The sequence below is a fragment of the Amycolatopsis aidingensis genome, from assembly GCF_018885265.1.
In the GTDB taxonomy this organism is placed as follows: domain Bacteria; phylum Actinomycetota; class Actinomycetes; order Mycobacteriales; family Pseudonocardiaceae; genus Amycolatopsis; species Amycolatopsis aidingensis.
The window spans coordinates 5,913,887-5,936,553 of sequence record NZ_CP076538.1; the positions used below are offsets into that span (position 1 = coordinate 5,913,887).

General features: G+C 70.6%; 23 protein-coding genes and 1 tRNA gene. 5 read left to right on the forward strand and 19 right to left on the reverse strand.

Translation table 11 applies throughout. The annotated features are described in order from the left end of the window. Window positions 1-155: 155 nt before the first annotated feature. Window positions 156-1,751 carry a phosphoglycerate dehydrogenase gene (serA, locus tag KOI47_RS26920; RefSeq protein WP_216209101.1) on the reverse strand — a complete coding sequence of 532 codons (1,596 nt, stop codon included), beginning with the start codon at window positions 1,749-1,751 and terminating at the stop codon, window positions 156-158. A gap of 375 nt (window positions 1,752-2,126) precedes the next feature. On the opposite strand from serA, the gene KOI47_RS26925 reads away from it, so the two are divergent. Continuing rightward, window positions 2,127-2,846: an SDR family NAD(P)-dependent oxidoreductase gene (locus KOI47_RS26925; protein WP_216209104.1), complete on the forward strand. Its 720-nt coding sequence runs from the start codon at window positions 2,127-2,129 to the stop codon at window positions 2,844-2,846. 9 nt (window positions 2,847-2,855) lie between these two features. On the opposite strand, the gene KOI47_RS26930 is transcribed toward KOI47_RS26925, so the two are convergent. From KOI47_RS26930 to KOI47_RS26945, 4 genes are read right to left on the reverse strand one after another with little or no spacing between them, the layout of a single operon-like run. Beyond that, window positions 2,856-3,128: a DUF397 domain-containing protein gene (locus KOI47_RS26930; RefSeq protein WP_216209107.1), complete on the reverse strand. Its 273-nt coding sequence runs from the start codon at window positions 3,126-3,128 to the stop codon at window positions 2,856-2,858. Between the two features lie 59 nt (window positions 3,129-3,187). After that, on the reverse strand, window positions 3,188-4,201 hold the full coding sequence (gene ilvC, locus KOI47_RS26935; protein ID WP_216209110.1) for a ketol-acid reductoisomerase: 1,014 nt from the start codon (window positions 4,199-4,201) through the stop codon (window positions 3,188-3,190). 40 nt (window positions 4,202-4,241) lie between these two features. Further along, window positions 4,242-4,748, reverse strand: coding sequence for an acetolactate synthase small subunit (gene ilvN / locus KOI47_RS26940; RefSeq protein ID WP_216209112.1), 507 nt, complete (start codon window positions 4,746-4,748; stop codon window positions 4,242-4,244). Further along, complete coding sequence (locus KOI47_RS26945) at window positions 4,748-6,622, reverse strand: acetolactate synthase large subunit (protein ID WP_216209117.1); 1,875 nt, start codon at window positions 6,620-6,622, stop codon at window positions 4,748-4,750. Before KOI47_RS26945 ends, ilvN begins: the two co-directional genes overlap by 1 nt. Window positions 6,623-6,945: 323 nt before the next feature. Here KOI47_RS26945 and KOI47_RS26950 point away from each other — a divergent pair, with 323 nt between their 5' ends. Next, window positions 6,946-7,401, forward strand: coding sequence for a PH domain-containing protein (locus tag KOI47_RS26950; RefSeq protein WP_232376274.1), 456 nt, complete (start codon window positions 6,946-6,948; stop codon window positions 7,399-7,401). A 149-nt stretch (window positions 7,402-7,550) separates the two neighbouring features. Continuing rightward, on the forward strand, window positions 7,551-9,392 hold the full coding sequence (gene ilvD, locus KOI47_RS26955; protein ID WP_216209123.1) for a dihydroxy-acid dehydratase: 1,842 nt from the start codon (window positions 7,551-7,553) through the stop codon (window positions 9,390-9,392). Between the two features lie 25 nt (window positions 9,393-9,417). Here the strand turns inward: ilvD and KOI47_RS26960 are convergent, their stop codons facing one another. Together KOI47_RS26960 and KOI47_RS26965 are read right to left on the reverse strand one after the other, a co-directional pair. Next, entirely contained in the window at window positions 9,418-10,059 is a 642-nt protein-coding gene (locus KOI47_RS26960) for a DoxX family protein (RefSeq protein WP_232376275.1), read from the reverse strand. Window positions 10,060-10,125: 66 nt separating this feature from the next. After that, entirely contained in the window at window positions 10,126-11,046 is a 921-nt protein-coding gene (locus KOI47_RS26965) for a cation diffusion facilitator family transporter (protein ID WP_216209127.1), read from the reverse strand. Window positions 11,047-11,229: 183 nt separating this feature from the next. On the opposite strand from KOI47_RS26965, the gene KOI47_RS26970 reads away from it, so the two are divergent. Next, on the forward strand, window positions 11,230-12,675 hold the full coding sequence (locus KOI47_RS26970) for a phytoene desaturase family protein (protein ID WP_216209130.1): 1,446 nt from the start codon (window positions 11,230-11,232) through the stop codon (window positions 12,673-12,675). A 62-nt stretch (window positions 12,676-12,737) separates the two neighbouring features. Next, window positions 12,738-12,810 (forward strand) — tRNA-Arg (locus KOI47_RS26975). Window positions 12,811-12,940: 130 nt separating this feature from the next. Here the strand turns inward: KOI47_RS26975 and KOI47_RS26980 are convergent. The 12 genes from KOI47_RS26980 to KOI47_RS27035 all read right to left on the reverse strand — a co-directional run bounded on the left by KOI47_RS26980 (window position 12,941) and on the right by KOI47_RS27035 (window position 22,600). Beyond that, window positions 12,941-14,350: a tyrosine-type recombinase/integrase gene (locus KOI47_RS26980; RefSeq protein ID WP_216209133.1), complete on the reverse strand. Its 1,410-nt coding sequence runs from the start codon at window positions 14,348-14,350 to the stop codon at window positions 12,941-12,943. Further along, the gene (locus KOI47_RS36530; protein ID WP_408629851.1) at window positions 14,350-14,649 is read right to left on the reverse strand and encodes a helix-turn-helix transcriptional regulator; all 300 of its coding nucleotides are present in this window, start codon (window positions 14,647-14,649) and stop codon (window positions 14,350-14,352) included. Before KOI47_RS36530 ends, KOI47_RS26980 begins: the two co-directional genes overlap by 1 nt. After that, on the reverse strand, window positions 14,646-15,695 hold the full coding sequence (locus KOI47_RS26990; protein ID WP_216209135.1) for an AAA family ATPase: 1,050 nt from the start codon (window positions 15,693-15,695) through the stop codon (window positions 14,646-14,648). The genes KOI47_RS36530 and KOI47_RS26990 overlap by 4 nt, the downstream gene beginning before the upstream one ends. Window positions 15,696-15,781: 86 nt before the next feature. Then, complete coding sequence (locus KOI47_RS26995; RefSeq protein ID WP_216209138.1) at window positions 15,782-16,246, reverse strand: hypothetical protein; 465 nt, start codon at window positions 16,244-16,246, stop codon at window positions 15,782-15,784. Next, entirely contained in the window at window positions 16,246-17,094 is an 849-nt protein-coding gene (locus KOI47_RS27000) for a DUF4417 domain-containing protein (protein ID WP_216209141.1), read from the reverse strand. The genes KOI47_RS26995 and KOI47_RS27000 overlap by 1 nt, the downstream gene beginning before the upstream one ends. Beyond that, window positions 17,094-18,032 carry a bifunctional DNA primase/polymerase gene (locus tag KOI47_RS27005; RefSeq protein ID WP_216209145.1) on the reverse strand — a complete coding sequence of 313 codons (939 nt, stop codon included), beginning with the start codon at window positions 18,030-18,032 and terminating at the stop codon, window positions 17,094-17,096. The genes KOI47_RS27000 and KOI47_RS27005 overlap by 1 nt, the downstream gene beginning before the upstream one ends. 236 nt (window positions 18,033-18,268) lie before the next feature. Then, window positions 18,269-20,482, reverse strand: coding sequence for a zonular occludens toxin domain-containing protein (locus tag KOI47_RS36185; protein ID WP_216209149.1), 2,214 nt, complete (start codon window positions 20,480-20,482; stop codon window positions 18,269-18,271). After that, entirely contained in the window at window positions 20,479-21,504 is a 1,026-nt protein-coding gene (locus KOI47_RS27015) for a conjugal transfer protein TraI (protein ID WP_216209152.1), read from the reverse strand. The genes KOI47_RS36185 and KOI47_RS27015 overlap by 4 nt, the downstream gene beginning before the upstream one ends. Next, a complete protein-coding gene (locus tag KOI47_RS27020; protein WP_216209155.1) occupies window positions 21,501-21,827 on the reverse strand; it encodes a hypothetical protein in 327 nt (108 codons plus the stop codon). Before KOI47_RS27020 ends, KOI47_RS27015 begins: the two co-directional genes overlap by 4 nt. After that, window positions 21,814-22,074 (reverse strand): hypothetical protein, encoded by a 261-nt coding sequence (locus tag KOI47_RS27025; RefSeq protein WP_216209157.1) that lies wholly within the window; start codon window positions 22,072-22,074, stop codon window positions 21,814-21,816. The genes KOI47_RS27020 and KOI47_RS27025 overlap by 14 nt, the downstream gene beginning before the upstream one ends. Beyond that, window positions 22,074-22,355, reverse strand: coding sequence for a hypothetical protein (locus tag KOI47_RS27030; protein WP_216209159.1), 282 nt, complete (start codon window positions 22,353-22,355; stop codon window positions 22,074-22,076). The genes KOI47_RS27025 and KOI47_RS27030 overlap by 1 nt, the downstream gene beginning before the upstream one ends. Further along, complete coding sequence (locus KOI47_RS27035; protein WP_216209162.1) at window positions 22,355-22,600, reverse strand: hypothetical protein; 246 nt, start codon at window positions 22,598-22,600, stop codon at window positions 22,355-22,357. The genes KOI47_RS27030 and KOI47_RS27035 overlap by 1 nt, the downstream gene beginning before the upstream one ends. Window positions 22,601-22,667 lie beyond the last annotated feature (67 nt).

The following is a 22,667-nucleotide window of genomic DNA, read 5'->3' on the forward strand; positions in this document are numbered from 1 at the left end:
GAGGCGCCCTCAGAACCCGCCTTCGCGCTCGCGACCCAGCCCCGACGGTGAGCGCGTGGCATGGCGCCGTGCCCTCGACCGCGCCGTGGTTCCGCCTCGCGGGCACGAACCTAGTCGTGGCCAGCCACTACTTTGGTAGCCGGGCCGGATGAGCGTTACTCGAATGTGACCGCACGGATCGTGCGGGCGCCGACGGCCGAACCGGTCGATTCCAGCACGTGGGAATCAACCCCGCGGTCCACCCGCAGCAGCATGACCGCGTCGGAGCGGTCGGTGGTCTGGCTGATCTGCGCGGCCTCGATGTTGATCCCGGCCTCGCCGAGCAGGGTGCCGACCCGGCCCATGATCCCCGGGCGGTCCGGGTACTCCAGCAGCAGCATGTTGCCCTCGGCGCGGATGTCGAAGTGCCTTCCGTTCACCTCGACCAGCTTCTCCACCTCGTCCTTGCCGGTGACCGTCCCGGAGACCGAGATGGTGGTGCCGTCGGCGTGCACCGCGCGCACCGTGACCAGGCTGCGGTGGTTCGGGCTCTCGGTCTCGGTGGTGATGTCCACCCCGACCCCGAGCTCCTCGGCAAGCCGTGGCGCGTTCACGAAGGTCACCGGGTCCTCGACCACGGTGGAGAACACCCCGCGCAGCGCGGCAAGCGACAGCACGCTGACGTCCTCACCGGACAGTTCCCCGCGCACCACCACGGTGACCGAGGCGGGCGGGTTGGCGCTCAGCGCGGAGACCACGGTGCCCAGCTTCTGGGTCAGCTGCAGGAACGGCCGGACCTCCTCGCCGACCGGGCCGCCAGCGACGTTCACCGCGTCCGGCACGAAGTCGCCACGCAGGGCGAGCACCACCGACCGGGCCACATCGGTACCGGCCCGGTCCTGCGCCTCCGTGGTCGACGCGCCGAGGTGCGGGGTGACCACGACGTTCGGCAGCTCGAACAACGGGCTGGAGGTGGTGGGCTCGGTGCTGAACACGTCCACACCGGCCCCGCCGACCTGGCCGCTGCGCACCGCGTCGGCGAGCGCGTCCTCGTCGACGAGGCCGCCCCTTGCCGCGTTCACGATGATCACGCCCTGCTTGGTCTTGGCCAGCGCCGCGGCGTCGATCAGGCCGGTGGTCTCCGGGGTCTTCGGCAGGTGGATGGAGATCATGTCGGACCGCTGCAGCAGCTCGTCCAGGCTGACCAGCTCGATGCCGAGCTGGGCGGCCCGCTGCGCCGAGGCGTAGGGGTCGTAGGCGATCAGCTCGGTGCCGAAGGAGGCAAGGCGCTGCCCCACCAGCTGGCCGATCTTGCCGAGCCCGACGATGCCGACGGTCTTGCCGTTCAGCTCGACCCCGGTGTACGAGCTGCGCTTCCACTCGCCACCACGCAGGCTCTGGTCGGCCGCCGGGACCCGGCGGGCGACCGCGAGCAGCAGCGCGACGGCGTGCTCGGCAGCGGAGACGATATTCGAGGTCGGGGCGTTGACCACCAGCACGCCGCGCTCGGTGGCGGCGGGTACCTCGACGTTGTCCAGCCCGACCCCGGCCCTGGCGACCACCTTGAGGGTGGGCGCGGCCGCGAGCACCTCGGCGTCCACCTTGGTCGCCGAGCGGACCAGCAGAGCGTCCGCCTCCTGCACAGCGTCCAGCAGCGCGGGCCGGTCGGTGCCGTCCACATGCCTGACCTCGACCTCGTCGCCGAGCGCGCTCACCACGGATGGGGCGAGCTTCTCGGCGAGTAGGACGACTGGCTGGCTGGGCTTGCTCACGATGCGGCTCCCAATGCTCGATTTCTGGTTCCTTGCTCAGGATGCGGGCACCCTCAGGTGCGACGGAGATCGGGTTACCGCGGTCAGCCGCCGGTGCCTTGCCTGACGTGGTGCACCCACCTGCGCTGACCGGTCACGACGCTGTGCCCGGATGCGGCGCAGTGTAGTCCGGATGGCCGCGTACCGGGGGCTCGGCCGTTAACTCGATGGCAACTCGCAACGAACGCCGGCCGGCCGAAAAGTAGTTGAATACTTGAACGTCGTGTCCGTTTCACGCCAGCTTCCGCTGCTCCGGGCGATTTGGATGGGACAGGTGAACGGAACAACTGACCTCCAGGAGGAGACAGCGGTGTTGGACACCAGGCTCGACGGAAAGTGGCGCTGGTCACCGGCGGCAGCAGGGGTATCGGGGCCGCGGTGGCCATCCGTCTGACCACGGCGGGCGCCGATGTCGTGCTGACCTACCAGCACAGCGCGGACCAGGCGGAGAACGTGGTGACCGAGATCAAGGCCGCGGGCAGGCGCGGGCTGGCCGTCCAGGCGGACAGCGGGGACACCACGGCGGTGGTCGCCGCGGTGGAGCGTGCGGTCGCCGAGTTCGGCAGGCTGGATGTGCTGGTCAACAACGCGGGCGCCTGGCACTACGGCTCGTTCGACGAGACCTCGCTGGCGGAGTTCGACCGGCTGATGGCGGTGAACGTGCGCGGACCGTTCGTCGCGGCCCAGGTGGCGGCCCGGCACATGTCCGGCGGCGGGCGGATCATCAACATCGGCAGCTGCGCGGCCGAGCGGGCCGCGGTGCCCGGGCTGGCGCTGTACGCGACCAGCAAGGCGGCACTGGACGGGCTGAGCCGGACGCTCGGCCGCGAACTGGGTCCGCGCGGCATCACGGTCAACACGGTGCATCCGGGGCCGATCGACACCGAGCTGAACCCGGCGGACGGGCCCGCGGGCGACACGAACCGCCAGTTCGTGGCGCTCGGCCGGTACGGGCAGGCGGTGGACGTGGCGGCCACCGTTGCCCACCTGGCCGGGGAGGGCGGCCGGTACATCACCGGTGCCGGGCTGGCCGTGGACGGTGGGTTCGCGGCCTGAGCGCGCGGCTCACCAGGGTTCGTCGAACTCGCCGTCCTTGACGCCTGCGACGAAGGCGTCCCATTCGGCCGGGGTGAAGACCAGCACGACGCCGTCGGGCTGCGAGGACTGCCGCATGGCCACGTAGGTGACCCCGTCGGTATGCGGCACGAAGGCGTACTCCACGGCGTCCTCGAGGGTCTCGCCCTCCGGCTCGGCGCGCTGCCACTCGGCCTTGCTGAGGTCCAGCTCGTCCCGGATATGGGCCTTGTCGTCGACCGGACCGGACTGTTGCTCACTCATGTACGCAACGTTATCCCGTGCCGGGGTGATCACCGCAGGCGACCACCCCGGCACGCGGGTCACGCGGTTTCGGTGATCGGGCGGTCCACCCAGGACATCAGGCCGCGCAGCCGGGCGCCGACCTCCTCGATCGGGTGCTCCTGCCCCTTCTTGCGCAGCGCGGTGAAGTTGGGCCTGCCGTTCTCGTCCTCGGCCACCCACTCCTTGGCGAAGCTGCCGTCCTGGATCTCGCCGAGGATCTTCTTCATCTCCGCCTTGGTCTGCTCGGTGACCACCCGCGGGCCGCGGGTCAGGTCGCCGTACTCGGCGGTGTCGCTGCAGGAGTAGCGCTGCCGGGCGATCCCGCCCTCGTAGATCAGGTCCACGATCAGCTTCAGCTCGTGCAGTACCTCGAAGTAGGCGATCTCCGGCTGGTACCCGGCCTCGACCAGGGTCTCGAACCCGGCCTGGATGAGGTGCGAGGTGCCGCCGCACAGCACCGCCTGCTCACCGAAGAGGTCGGTCTCGGTCTCCTCGGTGAAGGTGGTCTTGATGGTGCCCGCGCGGGTGCCGCCGATGCCCTTGGAGTAGGCGAGGCCGAGCGCGAGCGCGTTGCCGGAGGCGTCCTGCTCCACCGCGACCAGGTTGGGCACCCCCTTGCCGTCCACGAACTGCCTGCGCACCAGGTGTCCCGGCCCCTTGGGGGCGACCAGCACCAGGTCCACGCTCTCCGGCGGGGTGATGTAGCCGTAGCGGACGTTGAAGCCGTGGCTGAAGAACAGCGCGTCGCCCGGCTTCAGGTTCGGCTCGATGTCATTCGCGTAGACGGACCGCTGCACGGTGTCCGGCGCCTGGATCGAGATCAGGTCGGCCTCGGCGGCGGCCTCCGCCGGGGTGACCACCCGCAGGCCCTCCTCCTCGGCCTTCGCGCGGGACTTGGAGCCCTCGGGGAGTCCGATGCGGACGTCGACGCCGGAGTCGCGCAGGCTCAGCGCGTGTGCGTGCCCCTGGCTGCCATAGCCGATGACGGCCACCTTGCGCGCCTGGATCAGGCCGAGGTCGGCGTCGTCATCGTAAAAGGTTTCGGCTGGCATGAGGGTTTCTGACTTCCTTTCACATGTTTGTGTCTGTGGTTCAGCGCGTTCCGGTCGCCGTGATGGACCGGGCACCCCGGCCGACCGCGACCATCCCGGACTGCACAAGTTCCCGGACCCCGTACGGCTCCAGCATGCGCAGCAGGGCGTTGATCTTGTCGCCGGTGCCGGTGGCTTCGATGGTCAGTGCCTCCGGCGAGACGTCCACCACCTTGGCACGGAACAGCTGCACGGTCTCCAGCACCTGGCTGCGCACGGTGGCGTCGGCCCTGACCTTGACCAGCAGCAGTTCGCGTTGCACCGCGGTGCTCGGCTCGAGCTCCACGATCTTGATGACGTTGACCAGCTTGTTGAGCTGTTTGGTCACCTGCTCGAGCGGTAGCTCGTCCACGGCGACCACAATCGTCATCCTGGACACCTCCGGGTTCTCCGTGGGTCCAACGGCGAGGGACTCGATGTTGAAACCGCGCCGGGAGAACAACCCGGAGACGCGGGCGAGCACCCCTGGCACGTTCTCCACCAGGACGCTCAACGTGTGGGTAGACATCAGATCTCATCCTCGTCGAACAGCGGGCGGATCCCGCGGGCGGCCATGATCTCGTCGTTGCCGGTGCCCGCGGCGACCATCGGCCACACCTGCGCGTCCTTGCCGACCACGAAGTCGATCACCACGGGCCGGTCGTTGATCGCCATCGCCCGCTCGATCACGGTGTCCACCTCGTCCTTGGTCTCACAGCGCAGACCCGCGCAGCCCAGCGACTCGGCCAGCAGCGTGAAGTCCGGGATGCGGTGCTTGTGCGTACCGAGGTCGGTGTTGGAGTAGCGCTCGGCATAGAACAGGTTCTGCCACTGCCGGACCATGCCGAGGTTGCCGTTGTTGATCACCGCGACCTTGATCGGGGCTCCCTCGATCGCACAGGTGGCCAGCTCCTGGTTGGTCATCTGGAAGCAGCCGTCCCCGTCGATGGCCCAGACCTGCTTGTCCGGCTGGCCGAACTGGGCGCCCATCGCCGCGGGCACCGCGAAGCCCATCGTGCCGAGGCCACCGGAGTTGATCCAGGTGCCCGGCCGTTCGTACCCGATGAACTGGGCCGCCCACATCTGGTGCTGCCCCACGCCCGCCGTGTACACCGCGTCCGGCCCGGCGAGCCTGCCGATCCGCTCGATCACGTACTGCGGGGACAGCGAGCCGTCCGGGGGCCACTCGTAGCCGGCGGGGAAGGTGTCCCGCCAGGAGTTGAGCTGGGTCCACCATGCCGCGAGGTCCGGCTCCCCGGACTGCTCGGCCTCCTGCCGTACGGCGGTGATCAGCTCCGCGATGATCTCCGCGCAGTCCCCGACGATCGGCACGTCCGCCTTGCGGTTCTTGGAGATCTCCGCCGGATCGATGTCGGCATGCACCACGGTGGCGTCCGGCGCGAAGGAGGAAAGCTGGCCGGTCACCCGGTCGTCGAACCGGGCACCCAGCGCGATCAGCAGGTCGGAACGCTGCATCGCCGCAACCGCGGCCACCGTGCCGTGCATCCCCGGCATGCCGAGGTGCTGGGAGTGCGAGTCGGGGAAGGCGCCGCGGGCCATCAGCGTGGTCACCACCGGGATACCGGTGGCCTCGGCGAGCTCACGCAGCTGCGCGGTGGCCTTCGCCTTGATCACACCGCCGCCGACGTAGAGCACCGGCCTGCGCGAGTGGGAGATCAGCCTGGCCGCCTCCCGGACCTGCTTGCCGTGCGGGCGCAGGGTGGGCCGGTAGCCGGGCAGGTGCATCTCCGCGGGCCAGGCGAAGGAGGTGGTCTCCTGCAGCACGTCCTTGGGGATGTCCACCAGCACCGGTCCCGGCCTGCCGCTGGCCGCGAGGTGGAACGCCTCGGCGATCACCCTCGGGATGTCGGCCGGGTTGGTGACCAGGTAGTTGTGCTTGGTGATCGGCATCGTGATGCCGCAGATGTCCGCTTCCTGGAACGCGTCGGTGCCGATCAGCGCCCTGGTCTGCTGACCGGTGATCGCGACCAGCGGCACCGAGTCCATGTTCGCGTCGGCCAGCGGGGTCACCAGGTTCGTCGCTCCCGGACCCGAAGTGGCCATGCACACCCCGACCTTGCCGGTGGCCTGCGCGTAGCCGGTCGCCGCGTGGCCCGCACCCTGCTCGTGCCGGACCAGGACGTGCCGGACCTTGGTGGAGTCGAGCAACGGGTCATAGGCGGGAAGGATGGTGCCACCCGGAATACCGAAGACGACTTCGGCCCCTACCGCCTCGAGCGAGCGCACCAGCGACTGCGCGCCGGTCACCCGGACGGGGGTGCCTGCGGGCGGCGCCGGTTTCGGGCGTGCTCCTTGGCCGGGCTGCGCTGGACTCGGCGTGGGTGTCCCACTCGCCGGTGCCGTCCCGGCGTTCTTATCCGATCGCGAGGTGGCGCTTGTCATCGGTTTCTGCCTCGTGGGTGTCGGTGCCTGTGGGGCGACTTCTTCGGTTTTTCACTCGTTCGGGTGGCGGAGGCCTGGACATCAAAAAACCCTCGCCGACCGGAAGGTCGCACGAGGGTCGCGCGTCGACGCAGAGGCTGCTTCCCTAAGCGTCGACGCGCTTGGGAAGTACGATGCCAATCTGCGAGGTCACGGCTCAGACGTTAATCGGACGTCGTCCGCAGTGTCAACTCTGCGGGAGTAGCCTTCCGCATACTGGAACGCTGGCGAGCGGGCTCGGACCCGCGTTCGGCCGCCCGGCGGCGGCGGTGCACCATCAAGAGGTGGCGAAGAAAGCGCAGCAGAAAACGGCGACCACCGGCAGGCAGGCGATCCTGCGCATTCCGGGGATCGCGACGCTCGCCGTGGCAGTGCTCACCGTTTGTGTGACGCCCGCCGCATTCGCCGTACCCGGGCTGCAGGCCCTCTACCTGGTGCCGATCGCGCTGTTCGTCTGGATCCTGCGCACCCGGACCGTCGCGGACGCGCGCGGTCTCACCGTGCGGACGGTGTTCGGCCAGCGGGAACTGCCGTGGTCGGAGCTGAAAGGGCTGAGCCTGAGCAAGCGCGGCAAGGTCAGCGCGGTGACCACCGCCGGCGAGGAGGTCGCGCTGCCGACCGTGCGCACCCGGCATCTTCCGGTGCTGTCCCTGGTCAGCGAGGGCCGGGTGGGCGACCCCACCGGACTGACCGAGGATATGGACACCACGAGCGAGTCCCCGTCCACCGGACAGGAGTAGCCTCGGCCGTGGCCGCCGTGCGCGCGCTGCCCATCAGGTAGCCACGCCACCAGCCGCCCGCAACAGCTGGCGGCGCGCGGAACCCGTTTCTGCTCAGCCCCGCGACCCGAGCCAGTGCGCGCCGGATCGCCGAGCCTTCTGGAGGAGCCTTGCCCGCGCTGCGCTCCCGCACCACCACCCACGGCCGCAATGCCGCAGGCGCCCGTTCCCTGTGGCGGGCCACCGGCATGACCGATGACGACTTCGGCAAGCCGATCGTCGCGATCGCCAACTCCTACACCCAGTTCGTGCCGGGGCACGTGCATCTCAAGGACCTCGGCGGGATCGTGGCCGAGGCCGTCGCCGAGGCCGGTGGCGTGGCCAGGGAGTTCCACACCATCGCGGTGGACGACGGGATCGCGATGGGGCACAGCGGGATGCTGTACTCGCTGCCCTCGCGGGAGATCATCGCGGACTCGGTGGAGTACATGGTGAACGCGCACAAGGCCGACGCGCTGGTGTGCATCTCCAACTGCGACAAGATCACCCCGGGCATGCTGAACGCGGCGATGCGGCTGAACATCCCGGTGGTGTTCGTCTCCGGCGGGCCGATGGAGGCTGGTAAGGCCGTGGTGGTCGACGGGGTGGCGCATGCGCCGACCGACCTGATCACCGCGATCTCGGCATCGGCCAGCCCGGCCGTCGACGACGCCGGGTTGTCCGTTGTGGAGCGTTCCGCCTGCCCGACCTGCGGTTCCTGCTCCGGGATGTTCACCGCGAACTCGATGAACTGCCTCACCGAGGCGCTCGGGCTCTCACTGCCAGGCAACGGGTCCACCCTGGCCACCCACGCGGCGCGGCGGGAGCTGTTCACCGGCGCAGGCCGCACGGTGGTCGAGTTGTGCCGCCGCTACTACGCCGAGGACGACGAGAGCGTGCTGCCCCGCTCGATCGCGAACAAGGAAGCCTTCGAGAACGCGATGGCGCTGGACATGGCGATGGGCGGCTCCACGAACACGGTGCTGCACATCCTCGCCGCCGCGCAGGAGGGCGAGATCGACTTCACCCTCGCCGACATCGACGCGGTCGGCAGGCGGGTGCCCTGCCTTTCCAAGGTGGCTCCGAACTCCGACTACCACATGGAGGATGTGCACCGGGCCGGCGGCATCCCGGCGATCCTCGGTGAGCTGTACCGCGGCGGGCTGCTGAACACCGGGGTGCGCGCGGTGCACGCGGCCGGTCTGGACGAGTGGCTGTCCACTTGGGACATCCGGTCGGCCGCTCCCTCCGCGGCGGCGGTGGAACTGTTCCATGCCGCGCCCGGCGGGGTGCGCACCACCGAGGCGTTCTCCACCTCGAACCGGTGGTCCGATCTTGACCTCGACGCGGAGGGCGGGTGCATCAGGGACATCGCGCACGCCTACACCGCCGACGGCGGGCTGGCGGTGCTGCGCGGGAATCTCGCCGAGCACGGTGCGGTGATCAAGTCGGCCGGGATCGAGGAGTCGCTGTGGCGGTTCCAGGGTCCGGCCAGGGTGCTGGAAAGCCAGGAGGAGGCCGTCTCGGCGATCCTCGGCAAGCAGGTCCAGCCCGGCGAGGTGCTGGTGGTGCGCTACGAGGGCCCCTCGGGCGGGCCGGGGATGCAGGAGATGCTGCATCCCACGGCCTTCCTCAAGGGGGCGGGTCTGGGCAAACAGTGTGCCCTGGTCACCGACGGCCGGTTCTCCGGCGGCTCCTCCGGGATCTCGGTGGGACATATCTCGCCGGAGGCCGCGGCCGGCGGCACGATCGGCCTGGTGGAGAACGGCGACCAGATCCTGATCGACGTCCGCGAGCGCAGGCTGGAGCTGCTGGTGGACCCGGAGGTGCTCGCCGAGCGCCGGGCCAAGATGGAGGCGCGCGAACGCCCCTGGCAGCCCGCCGAGCGCGCCCGTCCGGTCACCGCCGCGCTGCGCGCCTACGCCCACCTGGCCACCTCGGCCGACACCGGCGCCGTCCGCCGCATCCCCTGACCGCAGCCTCAAACTGCGGCGAAGCTCAGCGGGCGAGGACGATGACGAGAACGGAGGCCGCGGCCGCGACCAGGATGCCGAGGATGGCGAACGGCATCGGCTTGCGCCGCCACGGGGTGTTCTTGTCCAGCGCGATCCGGCCGGAACCGGTGAACAGCAACGCCAGCGCGGCGGTGCCGAGCACGAGCTCGTACTCGAAGCCGCCGTTGCTCATGGACAGGCCGTTGTCGAACTTGACGAACACGATGTTCGCCATCACGCCGAGGATGGCCGAAGCGCCGATCCAGGTGAACAGCCCGAGCACGAGCAGGAGGCCGCCGCCGAACTCGGCCAGGGCGGTGAGCCAGGACAGCAGCGTGGTCTGGCTGGTGTAGCCCATCCCGCCGAGGGCGTCGGCGAAGCCGCCGATGCCAGGCCCGTCGAAGACGCCGAACAGCTTCTGCGCGCCGTGCGCCATCATCGTGGCGCCGACGACCAGGCGTAGCAGCAGCAAGCCGAAGTCGAGACCGCCGTGCCAGCGCGTGGAGTCGTCGGCCTGCCCGCCGGTGCCCGCCGTGCTGTCGGTGCCGTCGCTGACCCCGGACAGCAGGCTGGTCCGCTCCGCGTCGTCGCCAGCGGAGCCGGTGGATATCTGAGTGGTCTTGTACTCATCGTCGTGAGTGCTCACGCGCGCAGAGTAGGGCATCCCGGAGCCCGGGGCGCGCTGAGCGAGCACCGGGCCGGGCGGTGGGTGTCACCAGGACAGTTCCTCGCAGCGCCGGGCCGATTCCCGGGGTTCCACCTGGAGCGTGGCGTGCTCGATCGAATAACCTTTCGATAACAGATCCTGGGCGGCCACCAGGACCTCGGATGACTCCGCGTCCCGCTCGACCGTGAGATGCGCCGAAGCCACCTCCATCCCGGAGGTCAGGGTCCAGACATGCAGGTCGTGCACGTCGATCACCCCGGGGACCTTGGCCAGCTCCGCACTGATCCGGGCAACGTCCACCCCCTGCGGCGCGTGCTGGAACAGGATCCGCAGGGCGCGCCGGGCCAGCACGTAGGTCCGCGGGAGCACGAAGAACCCGATCGCGACACCGATGATCGGGTCGGCGTAGCGCCAGCCGGTCAGCAGGGTGATGGCACCACTGAGCAGCACGCCAAAGGAGCCGATCAGGTCGGCGAGCACCTCGAGATAGGCGCCGCGGACGTTCAGGCTCTCCTTGGCACCGGAACGCAGCAAGAGGAAGGAGGCGAGGTTGGCGACCAGGCCCGCGGCCGCCACCAGCAGCACCGGAAGCCCGGGGACCTCGGGTGGGTTGCCGATCCGGTCGATCGCCTCGTAGAGCACGTATCCGGCGACGCCGAACAGCAGGACGGCGTTGCCGAGCGCGGCCAGCACCTCGGCGCGGTACATGCCGAAGGTGCGGGTGAAGGTCGGGCCGCTGCGGCGGGCGAGCAGGATAGCCACCAGCGCCATCCCGACGCCGAAGACGTCGGTGAACATATGGGCGGCATCGGAGATCAGGGCGAGCGAGCCGGTGGCGAAGCCGACCACCAGCTCGAGCACCATGAAGCTCGCCCCGATGCCCAGCGCGAGGGCGAGCTTGCCGGCGTAGCGCCCGGAAGCACTGCCCTCCGCAGGCAGGTGTCCGTGCCCGTGGCCGTGGCCCATCGAGGTTCCTCCTGTCGCCCACTGATCAACCCGGTGCCGAACATATAGCGACATGCGCATAACTGCAATACAGGTGAGCCTAACCTCTCGGTCAGCCTACGGCGGCTCCGAATGGCGGCCCAACCCCCCGAAAGGACTTTCCCAGCCTGCGAAGCGGTCAACCACGCGAGTAGCGTCACCGGCATGGACGTGGCCGTCGTCGGATCGGGCCCGAATGGCCTGGCCGCGGCCGTGATCATGGCGCGCGCCGGGTTGTCCGTGCACGTGTTCGAGGCCGCCGACCAGCTGGGCGGCGGGCTACGGTCGGCGCCACTGTTCGACCCCGAGGTGGTGCACGATCTCTGCTCGGCCGTGCACCCGATGGCGGTGGCCGCCCCGTTCTTCCGGCGGTTCGACCTCGGCGCCCGCGGAGTCGAACTGCTGAACCCGGAGGCCGGCTACGCCCACCCTCTCGATGGCGGCGCCGCGGTCGCCTACCGCGACCTGGAACGGACCTGCGCACGCCTGGGCCCGGACGGTGCCCGGTGGCGAAGACTGATGGCTCCCCTGGTCCGGCGCAGCACCCAGCTGGTCGACTTCTTCTTCTCCGACCAGCGCAGGCTGCCCAGCGACCCGGTTGCCGCCCTGCTGCTGGGCCTGCGCACCCTGCAGCACGGCAGCCCGCTCGCGCGGCACGGCTTCGCGGGCGAGCAGGCCCCGGCGCTGCTCGCCGGGGTGGCGGCCCACTCGGTTGGCAGGCTGCCCAGCCTGCCCGGCGGGGCGGTCTCCCTGCTGCTGGGCCACCTGGCGCATGCCGGCGGCTGGCCGCTGCCCCGCGGCGGCAGCCAGCGCATCGCCGACGCCATGGTGGCGGACATCGAGCGGCACGGCGGCACCCTGCACCCCGGAACGCCGGTCACCGAGCTGGCCGAGCTGAGCCGGGCGCGGGCGGTCCTGCTGGACGTGAGCCCGGCCGTGTTCATCCGGATCGCCGGGCGGCTGCTCCCACCGCACTACCGGCGCCAGCTGGCCGCGTTCCGCTACGGCCCGGCCGCGGCCAAGGTGGACTTCCTGACCTCCGAGCCCATCCCCTGGGCCGATCCCGCGGTCGGCGCGGCGGGCACCGTGCATCTCGGCGGGCCGCAGGCCGAGGTCTTCGCCACCGAAACCGGTGTGACCAGGGGGCGCAGGCCGGAGGAGCCGTTCGTCCTGCTCGCCCAGCCCGCGGTGGCCGACCCCGGCCGCGCCCGGGACGGCAAGTGGCCGGTGTGGGCGTACTGCCACCTGCCGAACGGCGATCGCACCGACCCGGAGGAGCTGATCCAGTCCCGCATCGAACGGTTCGCCCCCGGCTTCGGCGACACCGTGCTCGCCCGCCGCGGCATGTCCGGGCCCGCGATTGAGGCATACAACCCGAACTACGTCGGCGGCGACATCGGCGCGGGCGCGATGACCCTGCGGCAGACCTTCCTCCGCCCGACCCCGCGGTGGGACCCGCACACCACCCCGCTCGGCGGGGTCTACCTGTGCTCGGCCTCCACCCCGCCCGGCCCCGGCGTGCACGGCATGTCCGGGTACTTCGCGGCCGCCTCGGCCCTGCGCCGCGAGTTCGGCATCCGTGACCTGCCGGAACTCGGTCCCGATCGTTGAGTCCCCCGGTGCGCCAGCGGGTTGAGGCCGTACGCTAGGCTTGTCGAGTCGCGCAGCGATGGGCCCTCGTAGCTCAGCGGATAGAGCACTGCCCTCCGGAGGCAGGTGTCGCAGGTTCGAGTCCTGCCGAGGGCGCTCCAATCAGACCATCAAAAACGGGCCTCGACCAGCGGAAACGCCAGTCGGGACCCGTTCTCGTGTTACCTGGCTGCACCCGGCTATACCCGGCGCCATACGGGCGCCCGTGGACAATGCGTGGACACGCCTACCCGACGTGCCCGAGCGCGGCCTGTACCCGCTGCCGGGACACGACTTCCTGCCCGTACAGGCAGGCCGCGTAAATCTCCATCAGCACCGACAACGAGTGCCCGGCCCACTCCGCGACCGTGGCAGGGTCCACTCCCCCGCTCAGCCACGTGCTGACTGCGGCGTGCCGCAGGTCATAGGGCCGCCGCGCCAGCGGCGTCGAATGAGCTTCCTCGGTCAGCGCGAGCCGACGCGCAGCGCGCCAGACCCGGGTGTAGGTGATCATCGGTAGCTCACCGCCACGCTCGCCCCGGAACAGGAGCCCGTCAGCGCCAACGCCGTACTCCTCGATGTGCTGCCACAACAGCTTGGTGAGGTCTGGCGGGCACGGCACGGGTCGGCCCTCGCCCGCCGCACGGGACTTGAGCTGCCGCTTGTCCCGAGGCTTCTTGCCGTTGGTCCACCGCGCGCCCACATGCGGCGAGGCGTCACCGAGGTGCAGCTCTCCCCACCCGTACTCGTACTCGTCCTTCGTGCCGTTCCAGACAGGCGACGGGATGGCCAGGTGCCGCTTGTGCAAGGCGGCCGCTTCCTCCGGTCGTAAGGCGGCGTAGTACATCGCGCCGAAGTAGGCAACGAGCCTCGGTCCGCTCCGCTGGACCTCCCGCACGGCTTCCAGCAACGTCCTGGCCTGGATCGGGTTCGGCACGGCACGCTTGTCGACTTTCCGCTTTCCCTTCGGCATGGCGGTCCATTTGACCCCGTTTAGCGGGTTCGCCTCGATCTGCTTCCGCTCCACCGCGTAGTCCAGGACGTTCCACAGCACGGAGCGGGTCTTTCGCGCCACGGTCGGCGCGAACGGCCTTCCGTCCAACCGTTTGGTGACGGCTCGTTGCAGCGCCCGCAGGGTTTCAGGCTCGCCTGCCTCTCTGACGGGAACCGAGTTGCGGGAGCACCAATCGAGCACGCGGCGAACGTCTGGCGGCACGTCGCCGTTGGTGCGTAGTTCACTGTTGTATCCCCACTGCCGCAATGCCGACCGAACTTCCTTCAGTTTCGGGGCGGTCTTTCCCTGCGCCAAGAACACAGGAGCGACTCGAATCAGCGACTCGGCGATGGTTTGCCGGGCGGTCGCGGCCAAGTCCGGCCACTTCATGTCCACGTACTCACAGGTGAAGTCGAACCACGACATGTCAACTTCGGACCGAACCAGCGACCCCGGGAGCCCCGTTGCGGTGTCGAATAGTTCGCCGCGCCGCTGCGCTGAAATGAGGTCCGCCCGGAAACCCTCTGCTTGGGCACGAACTTTGAACGACCGGTAGAATGATCGCCCGTCGACTGACCATCGAACTCCGTAGCTTGTGACCTTTCCGGACTTGTTCTTGCGGGTCTTGATTCCCCAGACACGCACGTCGTATGTGCTGCCCATCAGGCGGCCACCTCCATACACGAGTCGAGCCAGGTTTCGTAGTCAGAACGACGGATACGAAGCTTCCCGTTCGGAAGCTTCAGGCATTTCGGTCCGCGCCCCTTTGCGCGCCAGTCATCGAAGGTGGAACGCGCGATGTCGAGTTCTTCGCAGACTTCGTCCACTGTGAGATGCCGCTGGGTAGCCATGGTGTTGTAGCCCTTTTCACGCGGTGGTCGGTGGTTCGGCGCGGCATGGGCATGGGCGGTCTCCTTCTGGTGTGGTGTGACAGCCGGGCGGGGTGTCACAGGGGGTGTCACAGGTGTTCTCCCTGGTCAGGGGTGGTTGAGTGACGGAGTGACAGGTGTGACAGTTCGGGGGTGTCACCCGGGCTGTCACTGGTGTCGGGTGGGTAGTAGGCCCCGCCGGTGGCGCGGAGCTGGCTTTTGTCGGCCATGCGCTGGCAGGTCTTCCGGACGGTGCCGGGGTTGAGCTGCAACGCGTCGGCGATGGCGGCGGGTTTGCTGCCGGGGTAGTCGCGGACGAACCGGAGGATGTCGGCGCGGGTGTTCTGCATGAGGTAGTCCCCGGCCGGGCCGTCGAGCTTGGTCCAGGCCCCGGCGGTGGCGTCGAAGCTCATGGCGTACTCGGCTTCTTCGACGTCCCGCCCGGTCACGTGCAGCACGCCATCGGCCTGTCCCCGGGCGCGTTCGAGCACCAGGGTGGCGTCCACGGCGCCGGTGAGGCCGTTGGTGCCGGACACCAGTGCTTGGAAGTCTTCGGCGCCTTGTTTGCGGACGTGGTGGATGAGCAGGAACGGCACGCTGTAGCGGTCGGCGAGGGCCTTGAACCGGCTGGCGGCGGCGTAGTCGGCGGCGTAGGCCGAGAGGCCGGGGTCGGTGCGGCCGCGCATCTTCTCGTAGGTGTCGATGATGACCAGCCGGGCGTGCGGGTTCTCTTCCAGCCATTCGGCCAGCACGTCCTCGCCCCCGCTGGTCATGGTGGGGCAGGCGGTCTCGATGGTCAGCAGCGGCGCGGCCCGGCCCCCGGCGGCGAGCATCTGTCGGCGGCGGCGTTGCAGGCGCCGCCCGGTGTCTTCCAGCGCGGCGTAGAACACCGGACCGCGTTCGACGTCGATGCCGCCGAGCACGGGGTCGCCGTTGGCGATGTCGGCGCCGAGCCCCAGGCTCAGCCAGGACTTGCCGAGTTTGGGCGCCCCGGCCAGCAGGTTCAGCCCCTCGCACAGCAGGCCGGGCACGGCCCAGCGGGGTGCCGGGAACTCGGTGGCCATCAGCTCGGCGTCGGTCCAGCGGGTTTGCCGGGCCGGTGGGTCCGGTACGGGGGTGAGGGGTCGGGCGGCGGTCATGGCGTGGTCTCCCAACACGAACGAGACGGGCACGGCGCGAACCGAGCAGGCGCAGCCCGGGCCGGTCGTGGCCCGTGCTGCCGGACTCAGCGGTCCCAGTAGTCGGGTTCGATGGCGATCAGGTGTTTGTGCTCGCTGCCGATGCGGACGGAGGCGGCGTGGTCGGCGTCGGTGAGGGTCTTGCGGTTGGAGTCCGGGGCGAGGTGCGCGAGTCCGGTGCGGGTCATGGCCAGCAGGATTTGGTCCATCTCGGCCTTGTCGGGGTTGCCCAGTGCCTCGCGCAGGCGGGCCAGCCGGATCCAGTCCTGGGGTTTGCTGGCCAGCTCGGTGTAGGCATCCAGCAGACGGGACTCCAGCCCACCCGCGTCCGCACGCTCGCCCGTGTCGTCTTGCTCGGTTGGTGACGGCTCGACCGGTTCCGGGCGCGGCTGCTCGGCCGGTTCCTCGGTGGGTGGTTCGGGGCGTGCGGTGGCCTCGGGTGGCAGCAGTGGCTCGGCCGGGCCGTGGTCGGGCTGGCGGGGTGCGCGGCCTTTTCCTCCTCGGCCTCCCATCACCGACCACCCCCCGGCCCGGCCTGCGCCTGCTCGGTTCGCGCCGCCCGCCGGTGGGCGCGGTAGGCTTCGTGGGTGGCCCAGCGGGTGGGGTAGTACCGCACCCGCGTGCCGGGCGGCACCACGGCGGCGGCTGGCTCGGGTAGGGCGCGGCCGTAGACCAGCACCACGCTGGGGGCCAGCCGGTGCAGCATGGCGGTGAACCCCTCGGCGAACAGCTGACGGGCCTCGGGGTCGCGGAGGATGCCCACGGTGGAGATCGCCACCACCGACCGGGCCGGGATCCCCGAGAACGCGAAGGCGTAGCTGTCCGGGGTGGACCAGGACACGGTGGGAATGACCTGGATGCCGTGGTGCAGCAGCCAGGCGCCGCACCAGCGGGAGCGGTAGACCTGCCAGAGCTGCATCGCGGGCGGCATGGTGGCCCAGAGGCTGAAGTCCGGCGTGAGCGCCGCACCCACAGCGCGGCAGCGGGACAGGCCGCGTTCGGGTTTGGTCCACACGGTCTCGAACCGGTAGTCGTCCAGGAAGAAGTGGATCGCGGCCTGCTCGCGGTCCCGGTGGGTGGCGGCGGTGGTGGCCTGGTGCCGGGCGGTGTAGGGCACCAACCGAGCAGGCATGAGCCGGGCCACCGGCAGGCTGGGGATGCCCCACTCGTTGTCCGAGGCGAACAAGGCGCGGGTGTTGAGGCGGTCCCAGTTGCCGGGCTGCTCCGTCCAGCGGTGGCTGGTCTTGGTGGCCCCGAGCGCGGCGACCGGCGCCAGCCTGCTCGGTTCGTGCGCAGTGGTGGTGTGCATCGGGTGGTGTCCTTCCGGTCCAGCGGTGCCGGTCTGGGTGGTGAGCTGCATCAGGCCACCTGCCTCGGTCGCTTGGCTCCGGCCTGCAGGCCGGAGCGGATGGTGATGCGAGCTTGGGCTTCGCTGTAGGCGCGCACGGTCAGGTGGCGCCCTGCGGCGGTCAGGAGCACGGCTTCGTGCTCGGCCTCGGTGAGCGCTCCCCCGGCCACGAGCTGGCCGAGCGCGAGGGCGGCGGCGTAGAGCGCACTGTTGCGCTGGCCTTCCGGGGCGTTGTGGACCTTGGCGGCCTCGGCGCGGATGGCGGCTTCGAGGTAGCGGGAGCGCTGCCCGGCCCGGATCGGTGTGGGCGGCGCCGGGGGCGGCGGCGCCGGAGTCAGCCGCTCGGCCAGCCAGGCGGGTAGCTCGGCCACCGGGGTGTCGGCCAGCACCCGGTAGCGGCGGCCGTCAACGATCGATCCCGGTGCGACGACGTAGGCGCCCCACGCGCGGGTGTCGATCTTCCAGCCGAGCCCGCTGCCCCGCTCGCCCTCGGTCTTGCGCAGCTCGACCCCGGGCGGGGTGCGGTAGTAGAGGTGCCAGCCCCCGGACGGCGTGGCCACGGTGAGGGTGTCGCCGGGCACCGGGTGCCCGGCCTGCTCGGCCACGATCGCCAGCACGTCCTCACCCCGGGCGGCGCCCTGCTCGGCCCAGTGGGCCGGAACCTGCTCGCCGGGCTTGGGCACGTCCAGGTCGATCACGCACAGCCCGGAGGGGCCGGTGGCCAGGCCGATGTTGTAGGGGGCCTGCCGCCAGGCGGCCCGGATCCGGTCGGGGTCGGTGGTGGCGCGCTGCTGCCAGGTGCGGTGCCCGCCCCGGCACCGGCCGGTGCCGGGGCATTTCTCGGCGTTGTGCCCGGCGGGCTGCTTGCTGCCAGGGGTGAGCGGGAAGACGTGCCAGCCCCGCTCGGCCGCGTGCAGCGCGGCGGTGGTGAGGTGGTCGCGGGTGTCCATCGAGTGCCCTTCCGTTGGTCACGGTGTGTGGCTGTTTTTGGCATGGGGGTGCCGTGGCGGTGACTCGGCAGGGAGTTCCGCCAGGGGAGGTGCACGGTGTGGTTGTGGGGTGGTGAGGGTGGTGGCCCGGTGGGCTCCCCGGCCTCCCTCAGCGGCTGTTTGTGCAGGTCATGCTGAGGGAGGTCGGTGGGGGAGCTGGTGAGGGAGAACTCCCTCGGATCGCCGGGCCTCCCTGGTTAGTCGGCGTCGTTCTCGGCGGTGTCGTCGTCGCTGGTGTCGTCACGGGCTGCGATGGCCTCGGCGATGCGGGCGGCGGAGACCTGCATGACGCCCTGGGTTTTGTAGGGGGCGGCGTCGTGCTCGGTGAGGTAGGCCGTGAGCCGCTGCGGGGTCCAGTCGCCGTAGGCGGCCCGGTTGTGCTCGGTGAGGCGCTGCAGCACCGTCTGGGTCTTCATGCGGGGCCGGTCGCCGAGCACGGTGGCGATGTCGGCCAGCGGGTCGGCCTGCCGGGCGGACTCGAGCGCGGTGGGCTCGGTGCCGCTCTGGCTGCGCAGCTGCAGCGCGCGCTGGGTGACCCGGTGAGCGTCGTCCTGGTCCACGTAGAAGGAGCGCAGCAGGCCGGGCTTGGCGGTGAACCCGCGCTGCATGCAGGTACCGATGTCCCCGGGGCCTTCGTCGGTCTTGGGGGTCAGCCCCACCGCCGAGATCCCGGTCTTGTAGCTGCCGGTGCCCAGCACGGCGTCGTTGCCGTTCTGGTCGCCGATGGCGAAGCACGCCTTGTTCGACGCGATCGTGATGATCTTGCGCGGGAGCGCGTCCTTGGACGGCTCGGGGGTGAGGAACATCAGGGTGATGGCGTACTTGCGGGCGGTGGACATGAGCTTGGACGCCACCTCGATCGCGGTCCTGCCGTGCTGGCCCAGGAACAGGTTCTGGCACTCGTCAATGACCACCACGCGCGGCCGCAGCCGGGTGTCCTTGGCGGCGATCGCGCGGGTCACCGCCCGCGCATCGTGCTCACGCAGCGCCGCACCCCGCACCGACAGGTCCTCATACAGCGAGGTCAGCAGGTTCATGCAGGTGTCCACGGTCTCGTCCCCAGCGCCGGTGTTCAGGCTGCGCAGCCGGGGCCGCATGGGCTCGAAGTCGGCGTTCTCGGCCATCACCACCACGTCGATATCCACCAGCGGGTCCAGCATCGCGCCCAGCGTGAGCGTGATGGCCAGCGTGGACTTGCCCGAGCCCATCATGCCGCCGAACACGTAGTTGGCCTCGAACAACCGGCCCCGCACCACATCGCCCTTGATCGTGACCCCGGCCGGGACCCCGGCGAAGTAGTCCGTGCTGGCCCGCTCCAGATCCTCCAGCAGCGGCCACGGGTCCACCGGGCCGGACAGGGCACCGGACTTGGCCACCCACAGGTCCAGCAGCGCGGGCTTGGGCTCGGTCGGCCACACCTCGATCGGGTACCGCACCAGATTGTGCGCCAGGGTGTTCTTGCGCTTGACGATCTCCTCGACCGGGCAGGCCGGGGGCAGCGCCACCTGGGTGCGCCACCCCTTGCCGTCCAGGACCGGCGGCATCTCGAACCGCACCCGCCACCCGTCCTTGAGGGCCTGATTGAAGCCCCGGATGTTGAGGTTCTTCAGCGCGTTGATGATGGTGCCCTCGTCCGGCAGTTCGTCCATGACGTCTCCCCCGTCTGTGTCCGGGGTGGACAGCCAGCCCGGCATCTCGGCGTGCGCCCGGCCCTGCTGGTAGAGGTAGAACACCACGGCGGCGGTGCCGCCCACCAGCAGCAGCGCCCCGTAAGTGGTCAGGAACCAGGCGGCGAACGCCACCGCCTCGATCACCCCACCGATCGGGGCGATCACATCGGCGATCCGGCCGGAGTCGACCGCGAGGATCACGCCGAGCACCAGCAGGAACCCGGCCAGCCCGGCCAGGCCGAGCACCCCGGCCTTGATCCACTGGCCCGGGGCGGCCAGCCAGTCCATCATCCGCCGGTGCCGCCGGTCCTTCTCGGTCACGTCGGCTTCCTGCCAGTACCGCAGCGCCTCCTGATCCCCGGCCGCCTCAGCGGCCCGCATCTGCCGTTCATAGCGGGTGGCGCCGTGGGCCTCGCGCCACCGCCGGGCCACCACGCCCATCCCGGCCACCGGGTAGGCCAGGGTGTGCCGCAGCACCGCCTTGGTGCGCTGGTGGGTGGCGGCGGTCTTCACCACCCGACCGACCGCCACCGCATCCCGCCGGTAGCCCTCGTAGCGGCGCTTGGCCAGCTCCCGCTGCGAGGTCAACCGGCGGTACTCCTCCTCGGTGACCAGCTCGGCTTCCACCACCTCGGTCTCAGCCATCGCCGGGCTGGCCGGGGCGTCGTCGTCGGGCCGGTGGGGTAGGTAGTGCACCCGCGCCAGCTCGCCCGGCCCGGCCTGCTCGCTGTTGCTGCTCACTTGCGGCCTCCCTGGTGTTCGTCACGCAGCTGCCGCGCCCGCTTGACGGAGCAGCGCAAGGTCTTGCGGATGGACTCCGCCGAGGACGGGTCGACCCGGCCCGCCGCGATCGAGTCCCGCAGCAGCGCCCGCAGATCGGCCAGCGAGCGGGTCGACCGCTCCGGAATCCGGCCCCGCTCCGGCCCTGGGTCGGGGGTCGACTCGTGCTGGTCACCGGCCCGATCGAGGGCTTCGACGGCGTCCCCGGTCGCCGGGGTCGACCCGGTGACCCCAGCGGACTCGACCGCCGCCGCCGGGGTCGGGGCGGGGGCGAGGTCGGCAAAGGCGGCCAGGATGCGCGGCAGGCAGGTCACCACCGTCACCGCGACGATCGGGCCGAGCAGGTGCAGCACCAGCGCCGACACCGAGAACACCTCGGCGATGCCGGGCAGGTACGGCCAGGCGTTCATGGCCAGGGTCAGCCCAAGGAACACCCACTCCGCACGCCGCACCGCCCGGTCGTTCAACGGCCGGTGCCGCACCGCCAGGTAGGCGCGGGCACCCACCACGGTCAGCAGCGCCAGCGAGCAGAACGGCTCCACCAGCCACGCGAACAGCCACCGTGGCGTCCACGGCTGGGCTCCCTCGGCGGCGAACGCCTGCACCCCGGCGGTGGACCAGGCCAGCGCCAGCCCCAGCGCCACCAGCGCCACCGTGACCAGCAGCCGCCGCATCCGGGAGTCCCGGTAGGCCAGCACCATCGGGTCCTGCTCCAGCCGCCACAGCTGCCCCGCCTCCCGCACCCGGCGCCGGCGGGCACGCAGCCGGTCGGTCTCCACCAGGAACGGGGTCTCGTCGGTGTCCAGCTCCACCAGCTGCCGCGCCTCGGCATGCTCCGCGCGGCGCTGCCGCACCCGCTTGGACACCGGCGGCGGGGCGGCCGCTGCCGGGGCGGTGTCGGCCAGGTGCCGCTCCAGCGCGGCCATGCCCCGGGCCACCTCGTCATCCCCCGGGCCGTCCACGAACTCGATCCCGGTGCTCATGCGCTCACCCCCTTGTCCTCACCGGCCCCGTCCGTGCCGGGGTCCTCAGCGGGCTCGGTGTCCTCGGCCGGGGTGCCGGTGGCGGCCAGGGCGCGCCGGTCCCGGATACGGGCCTGCTCCCGGCGGGTGCGGGTCTCATGCACCGCCCACCCGGCCGCGACCACAGCCGAGGCGGTGGCGAACCAGCCGTTGATCGTGACCGCCAGCAGCCCGGGGCCAGTGATCCCGGCCAGCTCGGCGAAGTGCCACACCGCCCACTCCGTGGCCACCTCGGTGCGAGTCCGGGGCTTGCCGGTGTGGATGTCGAGTTCACGCGAGGCCATGACCAGCCTCCTTCCGCGCATAGGACTGAGCAGAGAAGTGGTAGAAGTCGTTCACCGGCCCACGCGGCGGGCGGGAAGCCTGCCGGGCGGCGTAGCCATCCAGCCGCCGCAGCACCCCCTCCAGCACCCGCGCCACCAGCACCACCGGGATACGCACCAGGTGCAGCAGCAGGAACAGCAACACCGCACCCACGAACCGCAACAACGCGGCCGTGCCGAACCGGGCCAGCACATCGAACAGCGACATCACGCAGCCACCTCCCGGACTGCCTCGCGATACCGCGCCTGGCACCGCTCGCACTCACAGGTGCGCACCCCCGACACCAGCCGGTAGCCCGGCTCGTGCACGGTGGTTTCCCGCCTGGTCGGCTCCATCCCGGCCGACCACGACGGGATCACCTCCGGACCGCCGTACGCGGCCTTGGAACAGCCGCACTGGCCCAGGCAGGCGCCGGTGCGCCGGTCCTTCTCATCCAGGGCGTGCCACAGATCGATGTGCCCGCACTGGCAGCGATGCACGATCAACATCACCGCTCACCCCCGTTGGCGCGCCGGTTCAACTCGGTGTCGATCGTGTCGAGCAGCCGCAGCAGGCTCTCCGCGCTCAACCCTCCGTCGCAGTGCGCCTGCACCGCCCCGGCCAGCAGCCCGTAGGCGTAGGCATGGCGGCGCTTGTCGTGCAACCAGTGCCGCGAACGAGGCATCGTGGCCCAGCCGCGCCGCTCGATCTCGCTGGCCGCCCCGGGCGCAGGGCAGGAAACTCGGCCTACCATGGGTGTCCTCTCCGTCTCGCTTGCTGAGTGGATAGAGAGCCCCGGCCCGGCGGGCACGTTCTTGGCG

Excerpts from the sequence above, each read along its gene's own strand:
- KOI47_RS26930 (WP_216209107.1), bottom strand. The coding sequence starts at position 3,128 with ATGAGTGAGCAACAGTCCGGTCCGGTCGACGACAAGGCCCATATCCGG.
- ilvC (WP_216209110.1), bottom strand. The coding sequence starts at position 4,201 with ATGCCAGCCGAAACCTTTTACGATGACGACGCCGACCTCGGCCTGATC.
- ilvN (WP_216209112.1), bottom strand. The coding sequence starts at position 4,748 with ATGTCTACCCACACGTTGAGCGTCCTGGTGGAGAACGTGCCAGGGGTG.
- KOI47_RS26945 (WP_216209117.1), bottom strand. The coding sequence starts at position 6,622 with ATGACAAGCGCCACCTCGCGATCGGATAAGAACGCCGGGACGGCACCG.
- KOI47_RS26965 (WP_216209127.1), bottom strand. The coding sequence starts at position 11,046 with ATGGGCCACGGCCACGGGCACGGACACCTGCCTGCGGAGGGCAGTGCT.
- KOI47_RS26970 (WP_216209130.1), top strand. The coding sequence starts at position 11,230 with ATGGACGTGGCCGTCGTCGGATCGGGCCCGAATGGCCTGGCCGCGGCC.
- KOI47_RS26980 (WP_216209133.1), bottom strand. The coding sequence starts at position 14,350 with ATGGGCAGCACATACGACGTGCGTGTCTGGGGAATCAAGACCCGCAAG.
- KOI47_RS26990 (WP_216209135.1), bottom strand. The coding sequence starts at position 15,695 with ATGACCGCCGCCCGACCCCTCACCCCCGTACCGGACCCACCGGCCCGG.
- KOI47_RS26995 (WP_216209138.1), bottom strand. The coding sequence starts at position 16,246 with ATGGGAGGCCGAGGAGGAAAAGGCCGCGCACCCCGCCAGCCCGACCAC.
- KOI47_RS27000 (WP_216209141.1), bottom strand. The coding sequence starts at position 17,094 with ATGCAGCTCACCACCCAGACCGGCACCGCTGGACCGGAAGGACACCAC.
- KOI47_RS27005 (WP_216209145.1), bottom strand. The coding sequence starts at position 18,032 with ATGGACACCCGCGACCACCTCACCACCGCCGCGCTGCACGCGGCCGAG.
- KOI47_RS27015 (WP_216209152.1), bottom strand. The coding sequence starts at position 21,504 with ATGAGCACCGGGATCGAGTTCGTGGACGGCCCGGGGGATGACGAGGTG.
- KOI47_RS27020 (WP_216209155.1), bottom strand. The coding sequence starts at position 21,827 with ATGGCCTCGCGTGAACTCGACATCCACACCGGCAAGCCCCGGACTCGC.
- KOI47_RS27025 (WP_216209157.1), bottom strand. The coding sequence starts at position 22,074 with ATGTCGCTGTTCGATGTGCTGGCCCGGTTCGGCACGGCCGCGTTGTTG.
- KOI47_RS27030 (WP_216209159.1), bottom strand. The coding sequence starts at position 22,355 with ATGTTGATCGTGCATCGCTGCCAGTGCGGGCACATCGATCTGTGGCAC.
- KOI47_RS27035 (WP_216209162.1), bottom strand. The coding sequence starts at position 22,600 with ATGGTAGGCCGAGTTTCCTGCCCTGCGCCCGGGGCGGCCAGCGAGATC.